General features: G+C 63.1%; 15 protein-coding genes and 1 pseudogene. 6 read left to right on the top strand and 10 right to left on the bottom strand.

Annotation, left to right across the window (positions count from 1 at the left end):
- Positions 1–3: 3 nt before the first annotated feature.
- The 4 genes from tssB to AWB79_RS21915 form a co-directional block, all read right to left on the bottom strand.
- Positions 4–531, bottom strand: a complete 528-nt coding sequence (gene tssB / locus AWB79_RS21930; protein ID WP_061169566.1) for a type VI secretion system contractile sheath small subunit — start codon at positions 529–531, stop codon at positions 4–6.
- 34 nt (positions 532–565) lie between these two features.
- A complete protein-coding gene (tssA, locus tag AWB79_RS21925; protein ID WP_096031589.1) occupies positions 566–1,621 on the bottom strand; it encodes a type VI secretion system protein TssA in 1,056 nt (351 codons plus the stop codon).
- A gap of 39 nt (positions 1,622–1,660) precedes the next feature.
- Positions 1,661–2,221, bottom strand: a complete 561-nt coding sequence (locus tag AWB79_RS21920) for an Hcp family type VI secretion system effector (protein WP_269767988.1) — start codon at positions 2,219–2,221, stop codon at positions 1,661–1,663.
- 176 nt (positions 2,222–2,397) lie between these two features.
- On the bottom strand, positions 2,398–2,634 hold the full coding sequence (locus AWB79_RS21915; RefSeq protein ID WP_157695822.1) for a hypothetical protein: 237 nt from the start codon (positions 2,632–2,634) through the stop codon (positions 2,398–2,400).
- Between the two features lie 177 nt (positions 2,635–2,811).
- On the opposite strand from AWB79_RS21915, the gene AWB79_RS21910 reads away from it, so the two are divergent.
- Complete coding sequence (locus tag AWB79_RS21910; RefSeq protein ID WP_061169526.1) at positions 2,812–3,345, top strand: RNA polymerase sigma factor; 534 nt, start codon at positions 2,812–2,814, stop codon at positions 3,343–3,345.
- Positions 3,342–4,178, top strand: coding sequence for an anti-sigma factor family protein (locus AWB79_RS21905; protein WP_232470962.1), 837 nt, complete (start codon positions 3,342–3,344; stop codon positions 4,176–4,178). The genes AWB79_RS21910 and AWB79_RS21905 overlap by 4 nt, the downstream gene beginning before the upstream one ends.
- On the opposite strand, the gene AWB79_RS21900 is transcribed toward AWB79_RS21905, so the two are convergent.
- Together AWB79_RS21900 and AWB79_RS21895 are read right to left on the bottom strand one after the other, a co-directional pair.
- Positions 4,175–5,233 carry a 3-hydroxybutyryl-CoA dehydrogenase gene (locus tag AWB79_RS21900; RefSeq protein ID WP_061169525.1) on the bottom strand — a complete coding sequence of 353 codons (1,059 nt, stop codon included), beginning with the start codon at positions 5,231–5,233 and terminating at the stop codon, positions 4,175–4,177. The two genes, AWB79_RS21905 and AWB79_RS21900, sit on opposite strands and share 4 nt — an antisense overlap.
- Positions 5,230–6,336 (bottom strand): NAD/NADP-dependent octopine/nopaline dehydrogenase family protein, encoded by a 1,107-nt coding sequence (locus AWB79_RS21895; RefSeq protein WP_061169524.1) that lies wholly within the window; start codon positions 6,334–6,336, stop codon positions 5,230–5,232. The genes AWB79_RS21900 and AWB79_RS21895 overlap by 4 nt, the downstream gene beginning before the upstream one ends.
- Positions 6,337–6,546: 210 nt before the next feature.
- Here AWB79_RS21895 and AWB79_RS21890 point away from each other — a divergent pair, with 210 nt between their 5' ends.
- A complete protein-coding gene (locus AWB79_RS21890) occupies positions 6,547–7,524 on the top strand; it encodes an AraC family transcriptional regulator (protein ID WP_061169523.1) in 978 nt (325 codons plus the stop codon).
- The gene (locus AWB79_RS21885) at positions 7,521–8,567 is read left to right on the top strand and encodes a LysR family transcriptional regulator (RefSeq protein ID WP_082862428.1); all 1,047 of its coding nucleotides are present in this window, start codon (positions 7,521–7,523) and stop codon (positions 8,565–8,567) included. Before AWB79_RS21890 ends, AWB79_RS21885 begins: the two co-directional genes overlap by 4 nt.
- Before the next feature lie 15 nt (positions 8,568–8,582).
- Here AWB79_RS21885 and AWB79_RS21880 read toward each other — a convergent pair whose 3' ends face one another.
- Positions 8,583–9,677, bottom strand: coding sequence for a porin (locus tag AWB79_RS21880; protein ID WP_061169522.1), 1,095 nt, complete (start codon positions 9,675–9,677; stop codon positions 8,583–8,585).
- 385 nt (positions 9,678–10,062) lie between these two features.
- Between AWB79_RS21880 and AWB79_RS21875 the strand changes: the two are divergent.
- Positions 10,063–11,471 (top strand): annotated as a pseudogene (locus tag AWB79_RS21875) (spinster family MFS transporter).
- A gap of 74 nt (positions 11,472–11,545) precedes the next feature.
- On the opposite strand, the gene catA reads toward AWB79_RS21875, so the two are convergent.
- The 3 genes from catA to AWB79_RS21860 all read right to left on the bottom strand — a co-directional run bounded on the left by catA (position 11,546) and on the right by AWB79_RS21860 (position 14,013).
- Positions 11,546–12,481: a catechol 1,2-dioxygenase gene (gene catA / locus AWB79_RS21870; RefSeq protein WP_061169521.1), complete on the bottom strand. Its 936-nt coding sequence runs from the start codon at positions 12,479–12,481 to the stop codon at positions 11,546–11,548.
- A gap of 75 nt (positions 12,482–12,556) precedes the next feature.
- Positions 12,557–12,847: a muconolactone Delta-isomerase gene (gene catC, locus AWB79_RS21865; protein ID WP_061169520.1), complete on the bottom strand. Its 291-nt coding sequence runs from the start codon at positions 12,845–12,847 to the stop codon at positions 12,557–12,559.
- A 29-nt stretch (positions 12,848–12,876) separates the two neighbouring features.
- Positions 12,877–14,013 (bottom strand): muconate/chloromuconate family cycloisomerase, encoded by a 1,137-nt coding sequence (locus tag AWB79_RS21860; RefSeq protein WP_061169563.1) that lies wholly within the window; start codon positions 14,011–14,013, stop codon positions 12,877–12,879.
- A 326-nt stretch (positions 14,014–14,339) separates the two neighbouring features.
- Here AWB79_RS21860 and AWB79_RS21855 point away from each other — a divergent pair, with 326 nt between their 5' ends.
- Positions 14,340–15,695, top strand: coding sequence for an MFS transporter (locus AWB79_RS21855; RefSeq protein WP_061169519.1), 1,356 nt, complete (start codon positions 14,340–14,342; stop codon positions 15,693–15,695).
- Positions 15,696–15,728 lie beyond the last annotated feature (33 nt).

Raw genomic sequence — 15,728 nt, 5'->3', positions numbered from 1 at the left:
GTGTCATGCTCCGGTGGCGGGTTGGGCTTCGTCGTCGTTCGGGCGAGGCTGGGCGGCGAGCGCCTTCATCAGCGCGGGCTCTTCCAGCAGGCGTGCAATCAGCGCTTCGGCGCCGGTCTTGCCGTCCATGTAGGTCAGCAGGTTCGCCAGTTGCGTGCGCGCTTCCAGCAGTTGCCGCAGCGGCTCGACCTTGCGGGCGATCGCGGCGGGCGTGAAGTCGTCCATGCTCTCGAAGGTCAGGTCGACCGCGACGTTGCCGTCGCCCGTCAGCGTGTTCGGCACCTGCACCGCGACGCGCGGCTTCATCGACTTGAGACGCTCGTCGAAGTTGTCGACGTCGATTTCGAGAAACTTGCGTTCGGCGGCGGGCGCGAGCGGCTCGGCGGGCTGCCCCGAGAGATCCGCGAGCACGCCCATCACGAAGGGCAGATTGACCTTCTTCTCCGAGCCGTAGACTTCGACGTCGTATTCGATCTGCACACGCGGCGCACGATTGCGCGCGATGAATTTCTGACTGCTTTCCTTGGCCACGATGTCCACTCCTTTGGGTTTTGCCTGAGTCGGGTCAGACGACCCCGCCCAGATGCCTGAATTGATGCGCGCCGTCCGGCGCGACGTCCTCGATGATTTCGATGAAGCTCTTGCCGACCAGCCTGCGGGCGCGCTGCAGCAACACCGGCAACGGACTCGACGGCTCGCATTCGGCGTAGTAGGCGCAGATCGCGTCGAGCGCGTCGCTCACGTCGCGTGCGCTCGCGATGCGCCGGGGCGTGGCGGGTCCCGTCGCGGCGGCGACATGCGCCGACGCACCGAAACCCGCGCCCTCTTCACTGCTGCTGGTCTCCATCGCGCTTCCCCGCTCCCCCGTGTCCGGACCGAACACCGCGATCCGCGCCGCCACGAACTCCCCGATGCGTTCGAGCGGCCTTGCGAGCGGCCCGAAATCGAGCGCGCGCGCCGGCCCCACGCGCCCGGTCAGCGCGCTCTCGATCTTCGCGAGCGAGGCCCGCGCCGACGAAAGCGCCTCGCACATCGCCCGCCCTTCGTCGATGCCGGCCTGCGCGAACGCTGCATCGATGGCCGCGAGCGTCGGCATCTCGTCGCCTTCGTAAAGCGGCGCTTCGCCCGCCAGCACTTCGAGATCGCGCAGCGCGAAACCCCGCTGACCACGCGGCGCGACAAAGGGCACGTCGCGCAGTTCGCCCACGATCCCCGCGCCATCGACGAGCGCCGACAGCGCATTGACCCGCGCGGTCGGATCGTCGCCGTCGCTGGCGTCGAGTTGCGGATGCACCCCGTTCCAGTGCTCATCGAGCAGCCCTTCGATCAGCGCGAGGCCGCGCGCGAGACCGGCGAAGCCCTCGCGCGCCATGCTCGAACGCGCGTAATGCACCGCCACCCGCAGATCGCGCGTGCGTTCGAGCAGGGTGATCGACAACTTGCGGGCGAGCATCCAGTCGGGCGGCGTCGCGGCAATCACGGTGCCGCCATACTGGGCGTCGGGCTTGCCGGCGATCGCCTCTTCCAGCGCCCGGAACTCGGGGCTGTACTCTTCGTCCTCGCCGCACGGGGCATCCGGTGCGAGGGCGGTAAGCCAGGCTTCGATTTCTGCGAGGTTCATGGCGATGTCCGCGACGAGCATGGAACGGAAGGCGGCCTATCAGGGCCGCGGCGACGACGACGAACGCGAGCTGGAGCTGGAGCTCGCGCTCGGGCTGGCGCCCGGGCCGGAGTCGCAATTCGCCGTGTTCTTCGGGATGTTCCATTTGCCGGTCACGACGCCGCCCTTCTTCGCGCCGTTGTTGTCCTGCGGCTGGTACTCCACGCAGAATTGCGCGAAGTTCAGCGTGATGTTCTCGGCGATCTGATCACCGCCGCCGGAACCCACCGAGTGACGGCTGATCAGCACTTCCTTGAGGGTGATCTTCAGATACTCGACAGGATCGTTACCGCCCGCCTTGCGCAGCGTGAGCACGGCCTCCGGCATGTGCACGCCCTGACAGCACGACTGCACGATAGTGGGCGAGCTTTTGTCGACGTACTTGCTGATCGTGAGGTCCTGCACCGATGCGGTCCCGGTGCCGCCGCCCGTGCCGGTGTGCGTCGTGCCCGTCTGCGAGCATCCCCACGACCAGCTCAGTACATCGATCTCATCGGTGTGGCCCACCGCCTGAGATTCACCCTTGATATCGCCCAGCTTGAGAAACATGTCGACAGCCATTTCAGTCTCCAAAAATTGCGCGCCCTGCGGCACTGGTAAGTTCGCGTCGCGTTGGTTCGCGAAGCGGGGTTTGCGAGCTTTCCGTTGATTACCCGCGTTACTTCGGATTGCGAATTGATTGAAATGCCTTGACGCGTTTTTTATCGCCACGCATCAGTCTGAACTCATCCGACGGCTCATTCGCCGAGCGCCTGCCGGATCGCCGCCGCGACGGCCCGCGTGTCGCCGCGCTCGCACAGCGCCGCCCAGTTCACGAGCGTGTCGCGACTCACGGCCGGCTTTTCGCAAAGCTGCGCAAAACGGTCGAGTGTCGCCGCCGAACCGGCTATGCTATGAAAACGTTCGCGTCCGATGCACGCGTCCAGCATGACCGCCATGCCTGCCTGCCGGGCCCGGTCGAGGAGGGTCTCCATGATCTGTCTCCTATTGCGTGATTCTGGTGGTTCGAGTGCGCTTCGATGCGCGATCCGTGACCCGAAAACAGCCGCCCCCGCCGGCTTATTCCGCAAAAAAACTCGAAAAAATCGTGGAATAGATTCGCGTCTGGAGTGTTGTCAATCATGAGCGCGCCCATTTCAGGAGCTGCCCCGATGAACGACGACGACCTGCCGACCGTCTTGCCGACGTTATTGCCGCGGCTCTGGCGATTCGCGCTGCGGTTGACGCAGAATCCGCACGACGCCGAGGATCTCGTTCAGCGGGCGTGCGTGCGGGCGCTGGAGCGGCGCAGCCAGCTTCAGCCGGGCACGTCGGCGCTGAGTTGGCTCTTTTCGATCGTGCATTCGACGTGGATGAACGAATTGCGCGCCCGTTCGATTCGTAATCGCGGGAGCATGGACTGGCAGGACGAGGAAATCGAACAGTTCGCCGATCCTTCCGGGCGCAATCCGGAGCTGGATTTGCTGCATCGCCAGGTGATCGACGCCGTCGAGGCCCTGCCCGAAGCGCAGCGCGTCGTGATGGTGCTGGTGGCGATCGAAGGTCTGAGTTATCGCGAGGCGGCCGAAGTGCTCGACGTGCCCATCGGCACGATCATGAGCAGGCTGTCGCGAGCGCGGCTGACGATCGGGCAGAAATTCAGCGTGCAGGCGCCGGCGTCGGCCAAAAAAGGAGAATCCTTATGATGAATGTCGATGATTCGCTGCTGATGGCCTATGTGGACGGCGAGCTTTCGCCGGAGCAGCGCGGGGAAATCGAAGCAGCGATTGCGCACTCCGACGAACTCGCGGAGCGGGTCGCGGCGTTGCAGGCCTCAGTGCTGCCGTATCGTGCCGCGTATGACCGGCAGACGGTGCCGCCCGTGCCGGAGAGCCTGACGCGCCGCATCGAAGAGCTCGTCAGCGTCAGCGCGCCGCAGGAGCGCAGCGCGCCGCGCGGTGGCAACCGGCGTTTTTCGATGCAATGGGCGGCTGCGGCGTTCGTCGCCGGTGCAATTTGCTCGGGCGTGCTCACGGGCTATTTCAGCGGCGTGAATCCGTTGAAGCCGGGTGTCGATCCCTGGGTGAAGAGCGTGGCGGAATACCAGGTGCTCTATGGACGCGACACGGTCGCCAATCTCCGGGAAGACAAAACCAGCACCGAACAGGTGATGGCCGATATCCATCAGCGCGACGGCATGCCGGTCGAAGTTCCGGATCTGCGTCAGGTTGGCTTGAAGTTCAAGCGCGTGCAGCGCCTGAATTACCACGACCGCCCGCTCATCCAGATGGTGTATCTGCCGGAGCGCGGCGATCCGGTGGCGCTGTGCGTGATCGAGGAAAACGAGAGCGATGCACCGGTGAAGTCGAGTCAGGTCGGTGAAATGAAGACGGTCACGTGGCGCGCGAACCGGCTCGCCTATGTGTTGCTTGCGAAAACTCCGTCGCTCGACTTGCAGGCGATCGGCAGCAGCATCGCCAATGGGAAGACCGCGCCGCTTTATAGCAGCGCGGATCGGGACTTGCGGCGCGATAGCTAGGCGGACGCGGGCGTGGCGCCGCACGCGTTCGTTGCGGCGAGATCGTCCGCGCCCGATGGCACGTTGGCCCCGTTGAACACGGGCGCCAGCCCCAGATGCTCGAGCATGCGGCCGAACGCTTCGAGCCGGCTCTTCACATAGGCGGCCGTATCCACATCGCCATAATCGTAAAACCCCGCGCCGTCGAGCAGGCCCTTGCGTGATTCGTGCATGTTGCTGCTGACGATCCGCGCTGGAAGGAAGCGCTCTCCTTTCTCCTTCGCAAGATAGTGCGAAGCATAGTAGAGAATGTCGCAGCCACCCCAGTCGATGAATTCGAGCAAGCCGAGCACCGCGAAGCGCAGGCCGAAGCCTGTGCGTATCGCCGTGTCGATCTCTTCAGCGCTGGCGACACCCTCCTCGACCATGCGCGCCGCCTCGTTCATGGCCAGCGCCTGGATGCGCGGAACGATATAGCCCGCCGAGGGCGCGCAGACGACGGGCGTCTTGCCGATCCTTTTCAGCAGTTCGACGAGTTGCGAAACCACGCCCGCGTCCGTCGCGTCGCTGCGGCTGACTTCGACGAGCGGCATCAAATGCGCGGGATTGAGCCAATGCGCGTTCAGCAGCCGGTCCGGATGCGTGACGATGCGCTGCAGGTCGGTCACCAGGAAAGTCGAGGTCGTCGATGCGATGATCGTCCTCGTGTCCGCGCACTCACCGAGCCACGCGAAGACGTCCCGCTTCGCATCGAGCACTTCGGGGACGGCTTCGAACACGACGCGCGCCTGACCGAGCGTACTCGATGCGCGCGCCCGGTCCACGATATCGATCCGGCTCAGCGCTTCGTCGGCCTGTTGTTGGGTGATACGGCCGAGCGCCGCCTGGGCGTGCAATTGCCTGGCGATTCCGTCGAGCGCCGAGCGCGCGAACGCTTCGCGCGCAATCGCGTCGCGCTCCTTGAAATCGATGAGCGTCGCGCGCAGGCCGGCGAACGCGAACGCAAGCGCGATGCCCTGCCCCATGCGCCCCGCGCCGACGACATGAACATGCCCGATCTGTGTCGCGTCCGTCATGACGTGATCCCGTCGTTGAGCAAGGCGGTCATCGCCTCGCGGGACAGCGCGGCGAGCCCGAAGCGTTCCAGCGTGCGTCCTTCGCCAAACAGATCGCGCTCGGCCACAGCGCTCGCGATGCTCAGCAAACCCTGCGCGACGGGCGTCGGCACCCCGGCGAAGCGCCCGCACGAAACGATGAACGACAACCCGAGCCGGGTGTCTTCGAGCATGTAGCGGTGCGCTTTCAGATCGATATGTTCGCGCCAGTCGCCGCTATCGGTCAGCTTGCCGTGCGCGCCTCGCCCGTACATCCATTCGTCGCCTTCGCTCGCGTAGTGATCCGCGAGCGGAAAATGCGGCGCGCCATAACCCAGCGCCTCGCGCACGGCCATTCGCTCGGCGTCGAGCGCGCTCGTCACGCGGCGAATGGAAGGCTGCGTGCCTTCATTGTGGATATCCCATGATTCGAAGTGTTCGAGCGGGCCCGCGTTCATCATGATGAGCGGCGGATGAATCACGGGACCGGCGTTCATCAAAGCCCCCGACAAGGCATCTTCGATCGGCTCGATGGAAGGATACGCATCCTTCAGCAGCGGCATGGCCCATTCGGCGGCCCGGGCGGGAAACACGCCCGTTGGCAGACGCGTCGCGTACGCGCTGATCACGACGTCGTTCTCGCCGTGCTTGCGCACGAGATACGGCAGCGTGCCGGTTTCGGCAAACGCCGCGCGGCTGCGATTGCCGGCGTCCGCCATGGCCTTCGCGAACACGTAACTGCCGAACGTGCCCGGCGGAAGATAGACCACGTGCCCGTCGCGCAAGTGCGGCGCGAGTTGCGGCGCGAGCGCGTCGTGCGTCACCGACGGCAACGGGATCACGATGAGCGACGCCGAGTTCGCCGCGTCCGCCAGATCATCGACGATGCGGATCGTGCCCGCGCCCGCGCCAACCGGCACGCGCCGGCTGCCGCGATAATCCCTCACGCGCAATTCGCCGAGCTCGCGCAGCCGCGCCGCCGCCGCCGTATTGCGCCGCCACCATGTCACCTCATGGCCCTTTTCGATCATGTCGATCACGGCGGCATAGCATCCGTGTCCACCACCCAACACGCTGACTTTCATTTTCGAGCCTCCTTGTGCAATGAAAACGAGGTTACGCCGACATGCAAAGCACGACGCATCGATACGCGCAACGGAGATTCAAATCGCGCAACATCGAGAACACGCGAGATACGGCGAAACGCGCGCAATGCGGGTGATTCCGTTCTTGCGCGGACATTTCGTCTCGCCCATCATTACGCTGGTTCAACGCACGCTCTGCAGACGTCACTCATGGAAATCGCCATCTCCCGCAACCATCGAAACAGGCTCGACGCATCGCACGCGCGCGAGGACATCGAGCGCGAAGTGGCGCAGTTGTTGTGTCCGCACCGCATGGAGATCGCGGGGCGTGGTCCTATGCGCGCGGAACTCTATGGCGTCGCGCTGCATCGCGCGAGTCTGCTGGAGCTTTGCTACGGGCGCGAGACCTCGATCGACGCGGGCGATCTCGTCGATCAATATCTGTTTCGCACGACGCTCGCCGGCCGTTGCGAACTGGAATCGGGCAACGACCGCGTATCCATCGGCGCGGGCGATCTGAGCGTGTCGTCGCCTACACGCTCGGCGCGCATTCACACGGATCGCGAATGCCGCAATCTGCTGCTGCGCATCGACCGTCAGGCGCTCGAACTCAAGCTCGCGGAGATGTTGCAGTCCACATTGCGCGAGCCGCTCGTGTTCGATTTGTCCATTCACCGCGCGCATGCGGGCGCGAGCGTGTTTCAGGGCACGTTGCGTTATCTGTGCGCGCTGTCCGGACAGATCGACGCGAGCGCGAAAGCGAGCGTGCTCGGTCGCGATCTCACCCAATGGCTGATGACGGTATTGCTCACGCAACTGCCGCACAGCTACAGCAATGCGCTTTCACGCGGGGCGCTCGCGCCCTTGCCTTCGCATGTGCGCCGTGCGCGCGACTATATCGATGTCCATCTCGGCGACCCGCTGCCGATCGAAACGCTCGCGCGCGAAGCCGGTGTCTCGCCGCGTACGCTGCAAAATGGCTTCCGCCAGTTTCTCGATACGACGCCCGCCGCCTATATCCGCGACCGCCGTCTCGAAGCCGTGCATGCCGCGCTGCGCGGCAACCCGTCGCGCGCGGTGACCGACGTGCTGATCGAGTGCGGCGTGAACAGCTTCGGGCACTTCGCGAAAGCCTATGCGCGCCGCTACGGCTGCCTGCCCTCGGCGACGGCGAGGCGCGCCGCATGACCCGCGCCATCGATCTGACAGCCGATCCGGATGACTTCACGGCGGCGAACGCGGATCCCGGCCAGCGCGCGTCGCAAGGCGGAGCGCTGCGCGTGCAGGACCTCGATCTCAATTTACTGAAGACCTTCCACGCCGTCTTCGACGAAAGGCATGTCGGGCGCGCGGCGTTGCGGCTCGGCGTCACGCAGCCGTCGGTGAGCCATGCGCTCGGCCGCTTGCGCCTGATGTTCCGCGACGCGCTTTTCGTACGCACCGGCGGCGGCGTCGAACCCACGCCGCGTGCGCAGCGTCTCGCGGCTTCGGTGGAACGCGCGCTCGACATCCTCCAGGACGTACTGGACGAAGGCGCGCTCTTCGTTCCCTCGAGCGCACGCCGCGTATTTCGGCTACATATGAGCGATTTCGCCGAGACCGCATTCCTTCCGACCTTGCTGCGCGAACTCGATCATCGCGCGCCCGGTGTCGTGATCGAAACCTTGCATGTCGAAGAAGGCCAGTTCAACGATGCGCTCGAATCAGGCCGCATCGATTTCGCCCTCGGGCACTTTCCACACGCGTCACCGCACTTTCATCGCAGCGAACTCCTGCACGAGCGCTACATGTTGCTGATGCCGCGCCGCGTCGCGGATCGACTCAGCCTCGATGCCGGTTTCGTGCTCGAACGCAACGCGCCTGACGCGCTGCGCTTCATCTCGATCACCTCGCATCCGCAGTCGATGGCGCTGCTCGAACGTCACGGCCTCACTTCGCGCATCCGCGCGGCCGTGCCCGACTTCATGGTCGTGCCCGCGATCCTGCAACGCTGCGATTACGCGCTCATCCTGCCGCGCACCGTCGCGCAGGCGTTTTCCGCGCCCGGCGAGACCGCGTCATTCGAGATCGCAGATGCCGCCACGTGGTCCGTCAACGCTTACTGGCATCGTCGCTTCGACGCCGATCCCGGTCATCGCTGGCTGCGTGCCCTGTTGATGGAACTGTTTCGCATCGGCTCACGCGAACCATTCGACAGCTGGCTCGCGGTGCCGCCCGAGGCCAGCGACTGATCCGCGCCGCGGCGTTCAGAACGCCGTCATCACGCCCGCCACGATCGAACTCGCCGTCGCGCCCGGCTTGCCGACCGGCACGCCGCCGCCCGCCGCGCCGTTGATCGTGAAGCTCGCGTGCGCGTTGTTGCGCACCATGGCGGCGCCCGTGTAGAGAACGGTGCGCTTCGAAAGCGGATAGTCGAGCCGCAATCCGTAAGAGTCCGCATTGCCGTCGCTATCCGCGATCTTGCGATAGTGCCCGTAACTCAAGAGCAGCGATGCACGACCTATCGGCATCGTCGCGCTCAATTCGAACAGGTCGTTATGCGGATTCGCGCTCGTGGCCGGAATCATCGACGCGACATCGGGACCGCCGCGATGGCGCAGCCATACGAACGAGGGCTTGATCACGCCGAAGTCGTATGAGATCGCGCCGAGCAGATAGTTGCCGGTGCCGGTCGGGCTCGTTGGCGTCAGCGTTGCCGGAGTGGACGTGCTGAACTTCTGCTGCATGTAGTCGATATCGATCGAGAGCGCGGCGTTCACGTAATTGAGGCCCGCGCCGTAAGTGTCGCCGAGCGTCGAGGGTTGATTCGCCGCGCCGTTCGCGCCACGCGCAGCCATTGCGCGGATCAGCAAGCCGGCGATTCGCGGTGACGTATAGCGCAGCGCGTTGTTCACGCGCAGATAAGATGGCCCCACGAAGTTGTTCGCCGCATTGCCCCACGCAAGCCCCGCGCCCAGACCAGGCAGGCTGTACGTGACCAAAGAAGTGTGCAGGATCGTATAAGTTTCGCCTGCCTGCAACCCACCGAAGGGGCCCGTCAGCCCGACCCACGCCTCGCGTCCAAATAACGCGCCGTTGTTGTTGAACTGTCCGTTCGCCGAGTTGAATCCGTTTTCCAGTTTGAAGATCGCGGCATAACCGCCGCCCATGTCTTCGACGCCTTTCAAGCCCCAGTTGGTCGCGAAAATATTGCCGCTGCCCATTCGCACGACGTGATCGGGACCAAAGTTCGCGTATTCGATGGATGTATCGACTCGTCCATAAAGCGTCACATTCGATTGCGCCAATGCAGGCAGCGCCGCCAACCCCAGCAGCGTTGCACACCACTTCCAGTTAGTCATTCGTCTCTTCCAGGCAGAGTTATTCGTTGACAACCTGATGCGATCGCGTCGCATGGTTGAGCAGTACATTGTTCGATTCATATAGGTCAGCGAACAAGGCCGAGTCTAGAAAGACGAAATTCGAGCGTCGATCAAACGCGCCGTATAACACTTATAGATTCGGTGCATGACAGCTCATGCGCCTGGTGCGATCGCGCTGTGAAGCTTGTTCTAAAAGGCTTTCACGTCCGCGTGCGTGAGCTTCGACCATGCGGATTCAGTAAGGCGGCGAAAGCAACGCGTGCATGGCGCTATGTGCGGGATATTTGTTCGCGTAGGCTGCTTTCCGACCAGCGCGTCCGATAAGAAACGAGGCGCGTGCACATCATCGATACCGGAGATACGGATGATCGCCCCAAACGCAACACAGCCCGACCGCAAGCGCTACACCTACGAGTGGTATGTCGTTTTGATCTGCATGCTTGCCTATGTGTTCTCATTCGTCGACCGGCAAGTGCTGGCGCTGATGATCGAGCCGATCAAGCGCGACCTGCATCTCAGCGATACGCAGTTCAGTCTGTTGCACGGCTTCGCATTCTCGCTCTTCTATGCGGTCATGGGCATGCCGCTCGCGTATCTCGCCGACCGCTTCGCGCGGCCGCGCATCATATCCATCGGCGTCGCGCTATGGAGCGTCGCCACGGCCGCGTGCGGCGTCAGTCAGAACTTCCTGCACATGTTTCTCGCGCGAATGAGTGTCGGCGTCGGTGAAGCAGCGCTCTCGCCGGGAACGTATTCGATGCTCGCCGATTACTTTCCGAAACATAAGCTCGGCCGCGCGGTCGCGATCTATTCGCTCGGCTCGTTCATCGGCGGCGGCATTGCATTTCTGATCGGCGGTTATGTTATTGCGCTGCTCAAGCATGCGACCACGTTCACGCTTCCTGTGGTCGGTGAAGTGCGCGCATGGCAGCTCACGTTTTTCATCGTGGGATTGCCGGGGCTGCTGGTGGCGCTGATCTTCATGCTCACGGTACGCGATCCGCAACGCAAGGGGCTCGTGAAAGACAGCACGGGCGAAGCGAAGCGCGTATCGACGGTGGATGCACTGCGCTTCATCGGCACGCATCGCAAGACTTTCTTTTGTCACTACCTCGGCTTCTCGTTCTATGCGATGACGCTGTTCTGCCTGATGAGCTGGACCCCGCGTTCTACATGCGCCGCTTCGGGCTCACGCCCGTGGAAGCAGGTTATACGCTAGGCACCGTGTTGCTGGTCGCGAACACGACCGGCGTGTTCTGCGGCGGCTGGTTCAATGACTGGCTGATGCGCAAGGGCAGAACGGATGCGCCCATGCGCGCCGGTGCGATCGGCGCGGCCTGCATGCTGATTCCTTCCGTCGCGTTCACGCAAGCGGGATCGTTGGGCGCATCTCTGACGTGGCTCGTCGCAGCGATGTTCTTCGCTTCGTTTCCGATGCCGACTTCCACGGCCGCCATGCAGACGCTCGCGCCCAACCAGATGCGCGCTCAGATTTCGGCGGTCTTCCTGCTGATCTCGAACCTCATCGCGCTCGGCGCGGGAACCACGATCGTCGCGCTCATTACGGACAAAGTGTTTGCGTCACCGGCCGCTGTGGGTCACTCCATGGCGCTGGTCAATCTCGTGGCCGCGGCGCTTGCGGCGATCCTGCTCGCTGTCGGATGCCGGCACTTTCGACGCAGCCTCGTCGATCAGGAAGCACAGTTGCATCAGGTTTCGCCGGCTGATGTTCGAAGCGCGGTGAGTTCGACCGCGCAGGCCGTTGACGCGTAGAAAAAGCGCAAGCGGCGGCGTGTCATTCCGACACGCCGCCGCCTCGAAGGGTCATACACGAAGCGCTTAAGCCCTCAAGCTTCAGCCGACACGCGAAGCCGATTGACGATCTGGTTATCCTTGCCCTGAACCATGGGCGTCAAATCGATGTTGAATTCGATTTCCTTATACGCATCGCTCTTGAGTCCGAGCGCGGTTCCACCCGTCTTCTCCACGACGTGCGGAATCAGATCCTCGCGCGTCGCGTAAGCGAAGTCGTCCCAGATGAGCGGATCGCCTTCGATATTGATCTGCGTCGTCAGCTTGCGGTACTTGTCGCTCGACGCAAAGAAGTGAACGTGTGCCGGACGATTGCCGTGGCGCGCCAGAACGTTCAACAATTGCTGCGTGGAACCGTGCGGCGGACAACCGTAGCCCACCGGCATGAGCGTGCGGAATTCGTACTTGCCGTCAGCGCCCGTTTTGACTGCGCCGCGCAAATTGAACTCGCTCTGTGCGCCTGTCGGGTCGAAGTGCGAATAGAAGCCCTTGGAGTTCGCGTGCCAGCATTCGACCACCGCGTCCGCTACGGGTTTGCCGTCCGGGCCTTTGACCGTGCCGCGAATGACGAGCGGCCCAGCGTCTTCATCCGGATTGACGTCGATCTTCGAGACGCCTTCACGCACCGTCGCGCCCGCAACGTACAACGGACCTTCGATGGTTCGCGGCGTACCCCCGTTGATGTCCGCCTCGCGGTCAGCCGCATCCATGCGAATGTCGAGATACTTCTCCAGGCCGAGGCCCGCGGCCAGCAAAGCCGCCTCGCCGTCCTGACCGAGCTTGTTGAAGTAGTTGACGCCGGCCCAGATTTCATCGGGCGTCATGTCGAGGTCGTCGATAGCCTTGAACAGATCGCTCAACAGGCGATGCGTGATCTCCTTCGCACGCGCATTGCCGTCCTGGCTTCCAAGGTTGGCCGCGGCCTTCAGCAATGCCTGAACTTCCTGCGTCTGGAATACTTTGACACTCATGATTGTTGTCTCCACTCGATATTGGGGGATGGTGATGCTGGCTCCAGACGCCTTGTGCGGCGCCTGCCGCCATGTTCAAGCGTCGTTGTCACGAACCGACGACGGATGGCGACACAACGGCGTCACCGAAATCTTCATGTACGGAAACAGCGGCAGCGCGATAAGAATGTCGTGCAGTTCCGCATTGCTTTCGACATCGAATACGCTGAAGTTGGCGTACTCGCCGGCAATGCGCCAGATATGGCGCCACTTGCCGCTGCGTTGAAGTTCCTGCGAATAGGCCTTCTCGCGCGACTTGATTTCGTTCGCGACATCGGCGGGCATATCCGCCGGGATATTCACGTCCATGCGTACGTGGAACAACATCGTTCATCTCCTCTTAGGCGTCGTCTGGATTACTTGATGACCTTCTTCAGCCCATCGCGGGTGAAGCGCCGGATCTTCTCGTCGTCGAGTTCGATTCCAAGGCCGGGGCCATTCGGCACGGTGAGTTCGAAGTCGCTGTAGTCCAGCGGCTTCGTCAGGATCTCCTCGGTGATCAACAATGGCCCGAACAATTCGGTGCCCCATTGCAGATTGGCGAAACTGGCGAACAGGTGCGCCGATGCAAGCGTGCTGACCGCGCCTTCCAGCATCGTGCCGCCATAGAGTTCGATACCGGCGGCATCGGCGATGGCGGCGACGCGCTGCGCGGCGAACAGGCCGCCGCTCTGTTCGATCTTGATCGCGAATACATCCGCACCGCCGTGCTTCGCGATCTCGAAAGCGCTCTCGGGGCCTTGCAGAATTTCGTCGGCCATGAGCGCGACCGGAAAGCGCCGCATCAGGCACGCCATTGCCGCCGCGGACGCCACCGGTTGCTCGACGAGCTCACAACCGGCATCGGCCAGCGCGGGAATGGCCCACGACGCCTGAGTTTCGCTCCAGGCCATGTTGACGTCGACGCGCACGGAAGCGCGGTCGCCCATTGTCTTCTTGATCTTCGCGACATGCCCGATATCCGTTCTGAGATCTTTCGCGCCGATCTTGAGCTTGAATATCCGATGTCGGCGCGCAGCCAGCATCGACTCGGCTTCGTCGATATCTCTTGCGGTGTCGCCCGACGCGAGTGTCCACGCAACTGGCAGGCGATCGCGGCGGCGGCCGCCGAGCAACTCGCTGACCGGCACGCCCAGACGCTTGCCGTGCGCGTCGAGCAACGCGGTTTCCAGCGCGCTCTTGGCAAAGTGATTGACCTTCACCAGCTTGCCGATATGCGCCATCAATTCCTGAATGCGCGTGGCGTCGCGGCCTATAGCAGCGGGTGCGAGATACGCGTCGATCGCGAGCTTCATCGACTCGGGGCTTTCCGGGCCATAAGCCATTCCGGCAATCGTGGTGCCCTCGCCCACGCCCACGACGCCGTCGCTGCAATAGACCTTCACGAGCATCATGGTCTGCCCGTACATCGTGGCGACGGAAAGCTTGTGAGGGCGAATCGTGGGCAAATCGACGAGAGAAGTTTCGATGCGTTCGATTGTCGTTGTGGTCATGGGGAGATAGATCTGAATCCTGTGAGCGATCACACGGTAATGAACGTCGAAACATTCGTCAAATAGATCAAATGTATTGGTCGATATCCATCCGGCTGATAACTCTGATCGCATCGACTCAGTTATCGCATCGAGCAAAGCAAGGGCACCCGCAACCCGTTCATGCACGCAATTCATATCGCGCATTTTTGGCCCGAATTTGACCGGCGCTTTATCGGCTCATATCGTTTGGCCCATGTCGCGCCGAAGTCGTCTCTCGTGTGACCGGCCCCGCTCAATGAAGCTCGCCATGAAGCGGCAACCACAACTCAGCGTTCCTCATCACCATGAATCCTGACGCCGTGAATTCCGATCTCAGCGTGCCGCGCGCATCGCAACGATCCGTCCGTCCCGCCAGCAACGTGCGCCGCGCGGTCACGACCGCCGTGCTCGGCCAGATCCTCGAGTGGTATGACTTCTTTCTCTATGGCACCGCCGCCGCGCTCGTCTTCGGCAAGCTGTTTTTTCCGGTCGGCAGCGATCCACTGACCGGAACCATCGCCGCGTTCGGCGGGTTCACCGTGGGGTTCATTGCACGGCCCATCGGCGGGGTTCTGTGCGGACATATCGGCGATCGCTACGGCCGCAAGGTCGTGATGATGCTGACGCTCCTCACCATGGGCACGGCAACGGTCCTGATGGGCCTGCTGCCCACGTATCAGCAAATCGGCATAGCGGCGCCCGTCATGCTCGTGCTGCTGCGCATCCTTCAGGGCCTGGCCGCGGGCGGCGAATGGAGCGGCAGCATTCTGCTCATCCACGAGAACGCGCCTCCCTCTAAACGCGGCGCGCTCGCGGCATGGAGTCCCTGCGGCGCGGCGCTCGGCTTCGTGTTGTCGACCGGTGCGTTCCTGCTCGTGCAGCAACTTTCGTCCACGGAGTTTCAAAGCTGGGGCTGGCGCATTCCGTTTCTCGCAAGCGCGGCGCTCGTCGCGCTCGGGCTGTGGATGCGGCGCTCGGTCGGGGAAAGCGCGGCATTCGCCGAGGTCAAGGCGACGCGCCATGAAAGCCGCATGCCCGTGATCGAAGTGCTGCGCCAATGTCCGCGCGAAGTATTGACGATCTTCGGCTTGCGCTTCGGAGAGGGCGGTGCGTCGTATATCTTCTTCGCCTTCACGATAGCGTACGGGCAGTTCCTCGGCATCAAATCGAGCTGGATACTCGGCGGTCTCACGATCTCCATGCTGCTGATGATTCCAGTCTCCCTGTTCTTCGGCCACGTCACGGACAAGGTGGGACGCAAGCCCGTCTATCTGGCCGGCGCCATCGCCATGGTGCTCGTCGCATGGCCCTACTTCACGCTGCTCGGCTCCGGCGAATACTGGAAGATCATCCTGGGCCTCGTGCTCGCCAACAGCCTCACGCTCGGCATTCTCGAAGGCGCGCAGCCGGCGTTCATCAGCGAAATGCTGCCCGTCCATCTGCGCTTCTCGGGACTGGGAATCGGCCGCGAGATTTCATCGGTCCTCGGCGGCGGTCTTTCTCCCATGATCGCCACCGCGCTGCTCGCGCACTATCGCAGCCCCGTGCCCGTCGCGTTTTATCTCGGGGCACTGGGCCTCATCACCGTCATCGCGACGCTGATCGCCCGCGAAACCTATCCCAGGGCGATGCGCGTCGCAGCGCGTAAGGAACGCGAATGACATCGCGCAACATCATCGATCACGAGGTAACAC

Origin of the sequence: Caballeronia hypogeia (assembly GCF_001544875.2) — a bacterium.
Classification (GTDB): Bacteria; Pseudomonadota; Gammaproteobacteria; order Burkholderiales; family Burkholderiaceae; genus Caballeronia; species Caballeronia hypogeia.
Note: the sequence above shows the minus strand (reverse complement) of the source record. Positions and strands in the feature narration are given on the sequence as shown.

Coding starts and splice junctions, on each gene's coding strand:
- tssA (WP_096031589.1), bottom strand. CDS start 1,621: ATGAACCTCGCAGAAATCGAAGCCTGGCTTACCGCCCTCGCACCGGAT.
- AWB79_RS21920 (WP_269767988.1), bottom strand. CDS start 2,221: ATGGCTGTCGACATGTTTCTCAAGCTGGGCGATATCAAGGGTGAATCT.
- AWB79_RS21915 (WP_157695822.1), bottom strand. CDS start 2,634: ATGGAGACCCTCCTCGACCGGGCCCGGCAGGCAGGCATGGCGGTCATG.
- AWB79_RS21910 (WP_061169526.1), top strand. CDS start 2,812: ATGAACGACGACGACCTGCCGACCGTCTTGCCGACGTTATTGCCGCGG.
- AWB79_RS21905 (WP_232470962.1), top strand. CDS start 3,342: ATGATGAATGTCGATGATTCGCTGCTGATGGCCTATGTGGACGGCGAG.
- AWB79_RS21900 (WP_061169525.1), bottom strand. CDS start 5,233: ATGACGGACGCGACACAGATCGGGCATGTTCATGTCGTCGGCGCGGGG.
- AWB79_RS21895 (WP_061169524.1), bottom strand. CDS start 6,336: ATGAAAGTCAGCGTGTTGGGTGGTGGACACGGATGCTATGCCGCCGTG.
- AWB79_RS21890 (WP_061169523.1), top strand. CDS start 6,547: ATGGAAATCGCCATCTCCCGCAACCATCGAAACAGGCTCGACGCATCG.
- AWB79_RS21885 (WP_082862428.1), top strand. CDS start 7,521: ATGACCCGCGCCATCGATCTGACAGCCGATCCGGATGACTTCACGGCG.
- AWB79_RS21880 (WP_061169522.1), bottom strand. CDS start 9,677: ATGACTAACTGGAAGTGGTGTGCAACGCTGCTGGGGTTGGCGGCGCTG.
- catA (WP_061169521.1), bottom strand. CDS start 12,481: ATGAGTGTCAAAGTATTCCAGACGCAGGAAGTTCAGGCATTGCTGAAG.
- catC (WP_061169520.1), bottom strand. CDS start 12,847: ATGTTGTTCCACGTACGCATGGACGTGAATATCCCGGCGGATATGCCC.
- AWB79_RS21860 (WP_061169563.1), bottom strand. CDS start 14,013: ATGACCACAACGACAATCGAACGCATCGAAACTTCTCTCGTCGATTTG.
- AWB79_RS21855 (WP_061169519.1), top strand. CDS start 14,340: ATGAATCCTGACGCCGTGAATTCCGATCTCAGCGTGCCGCGCGCATCG.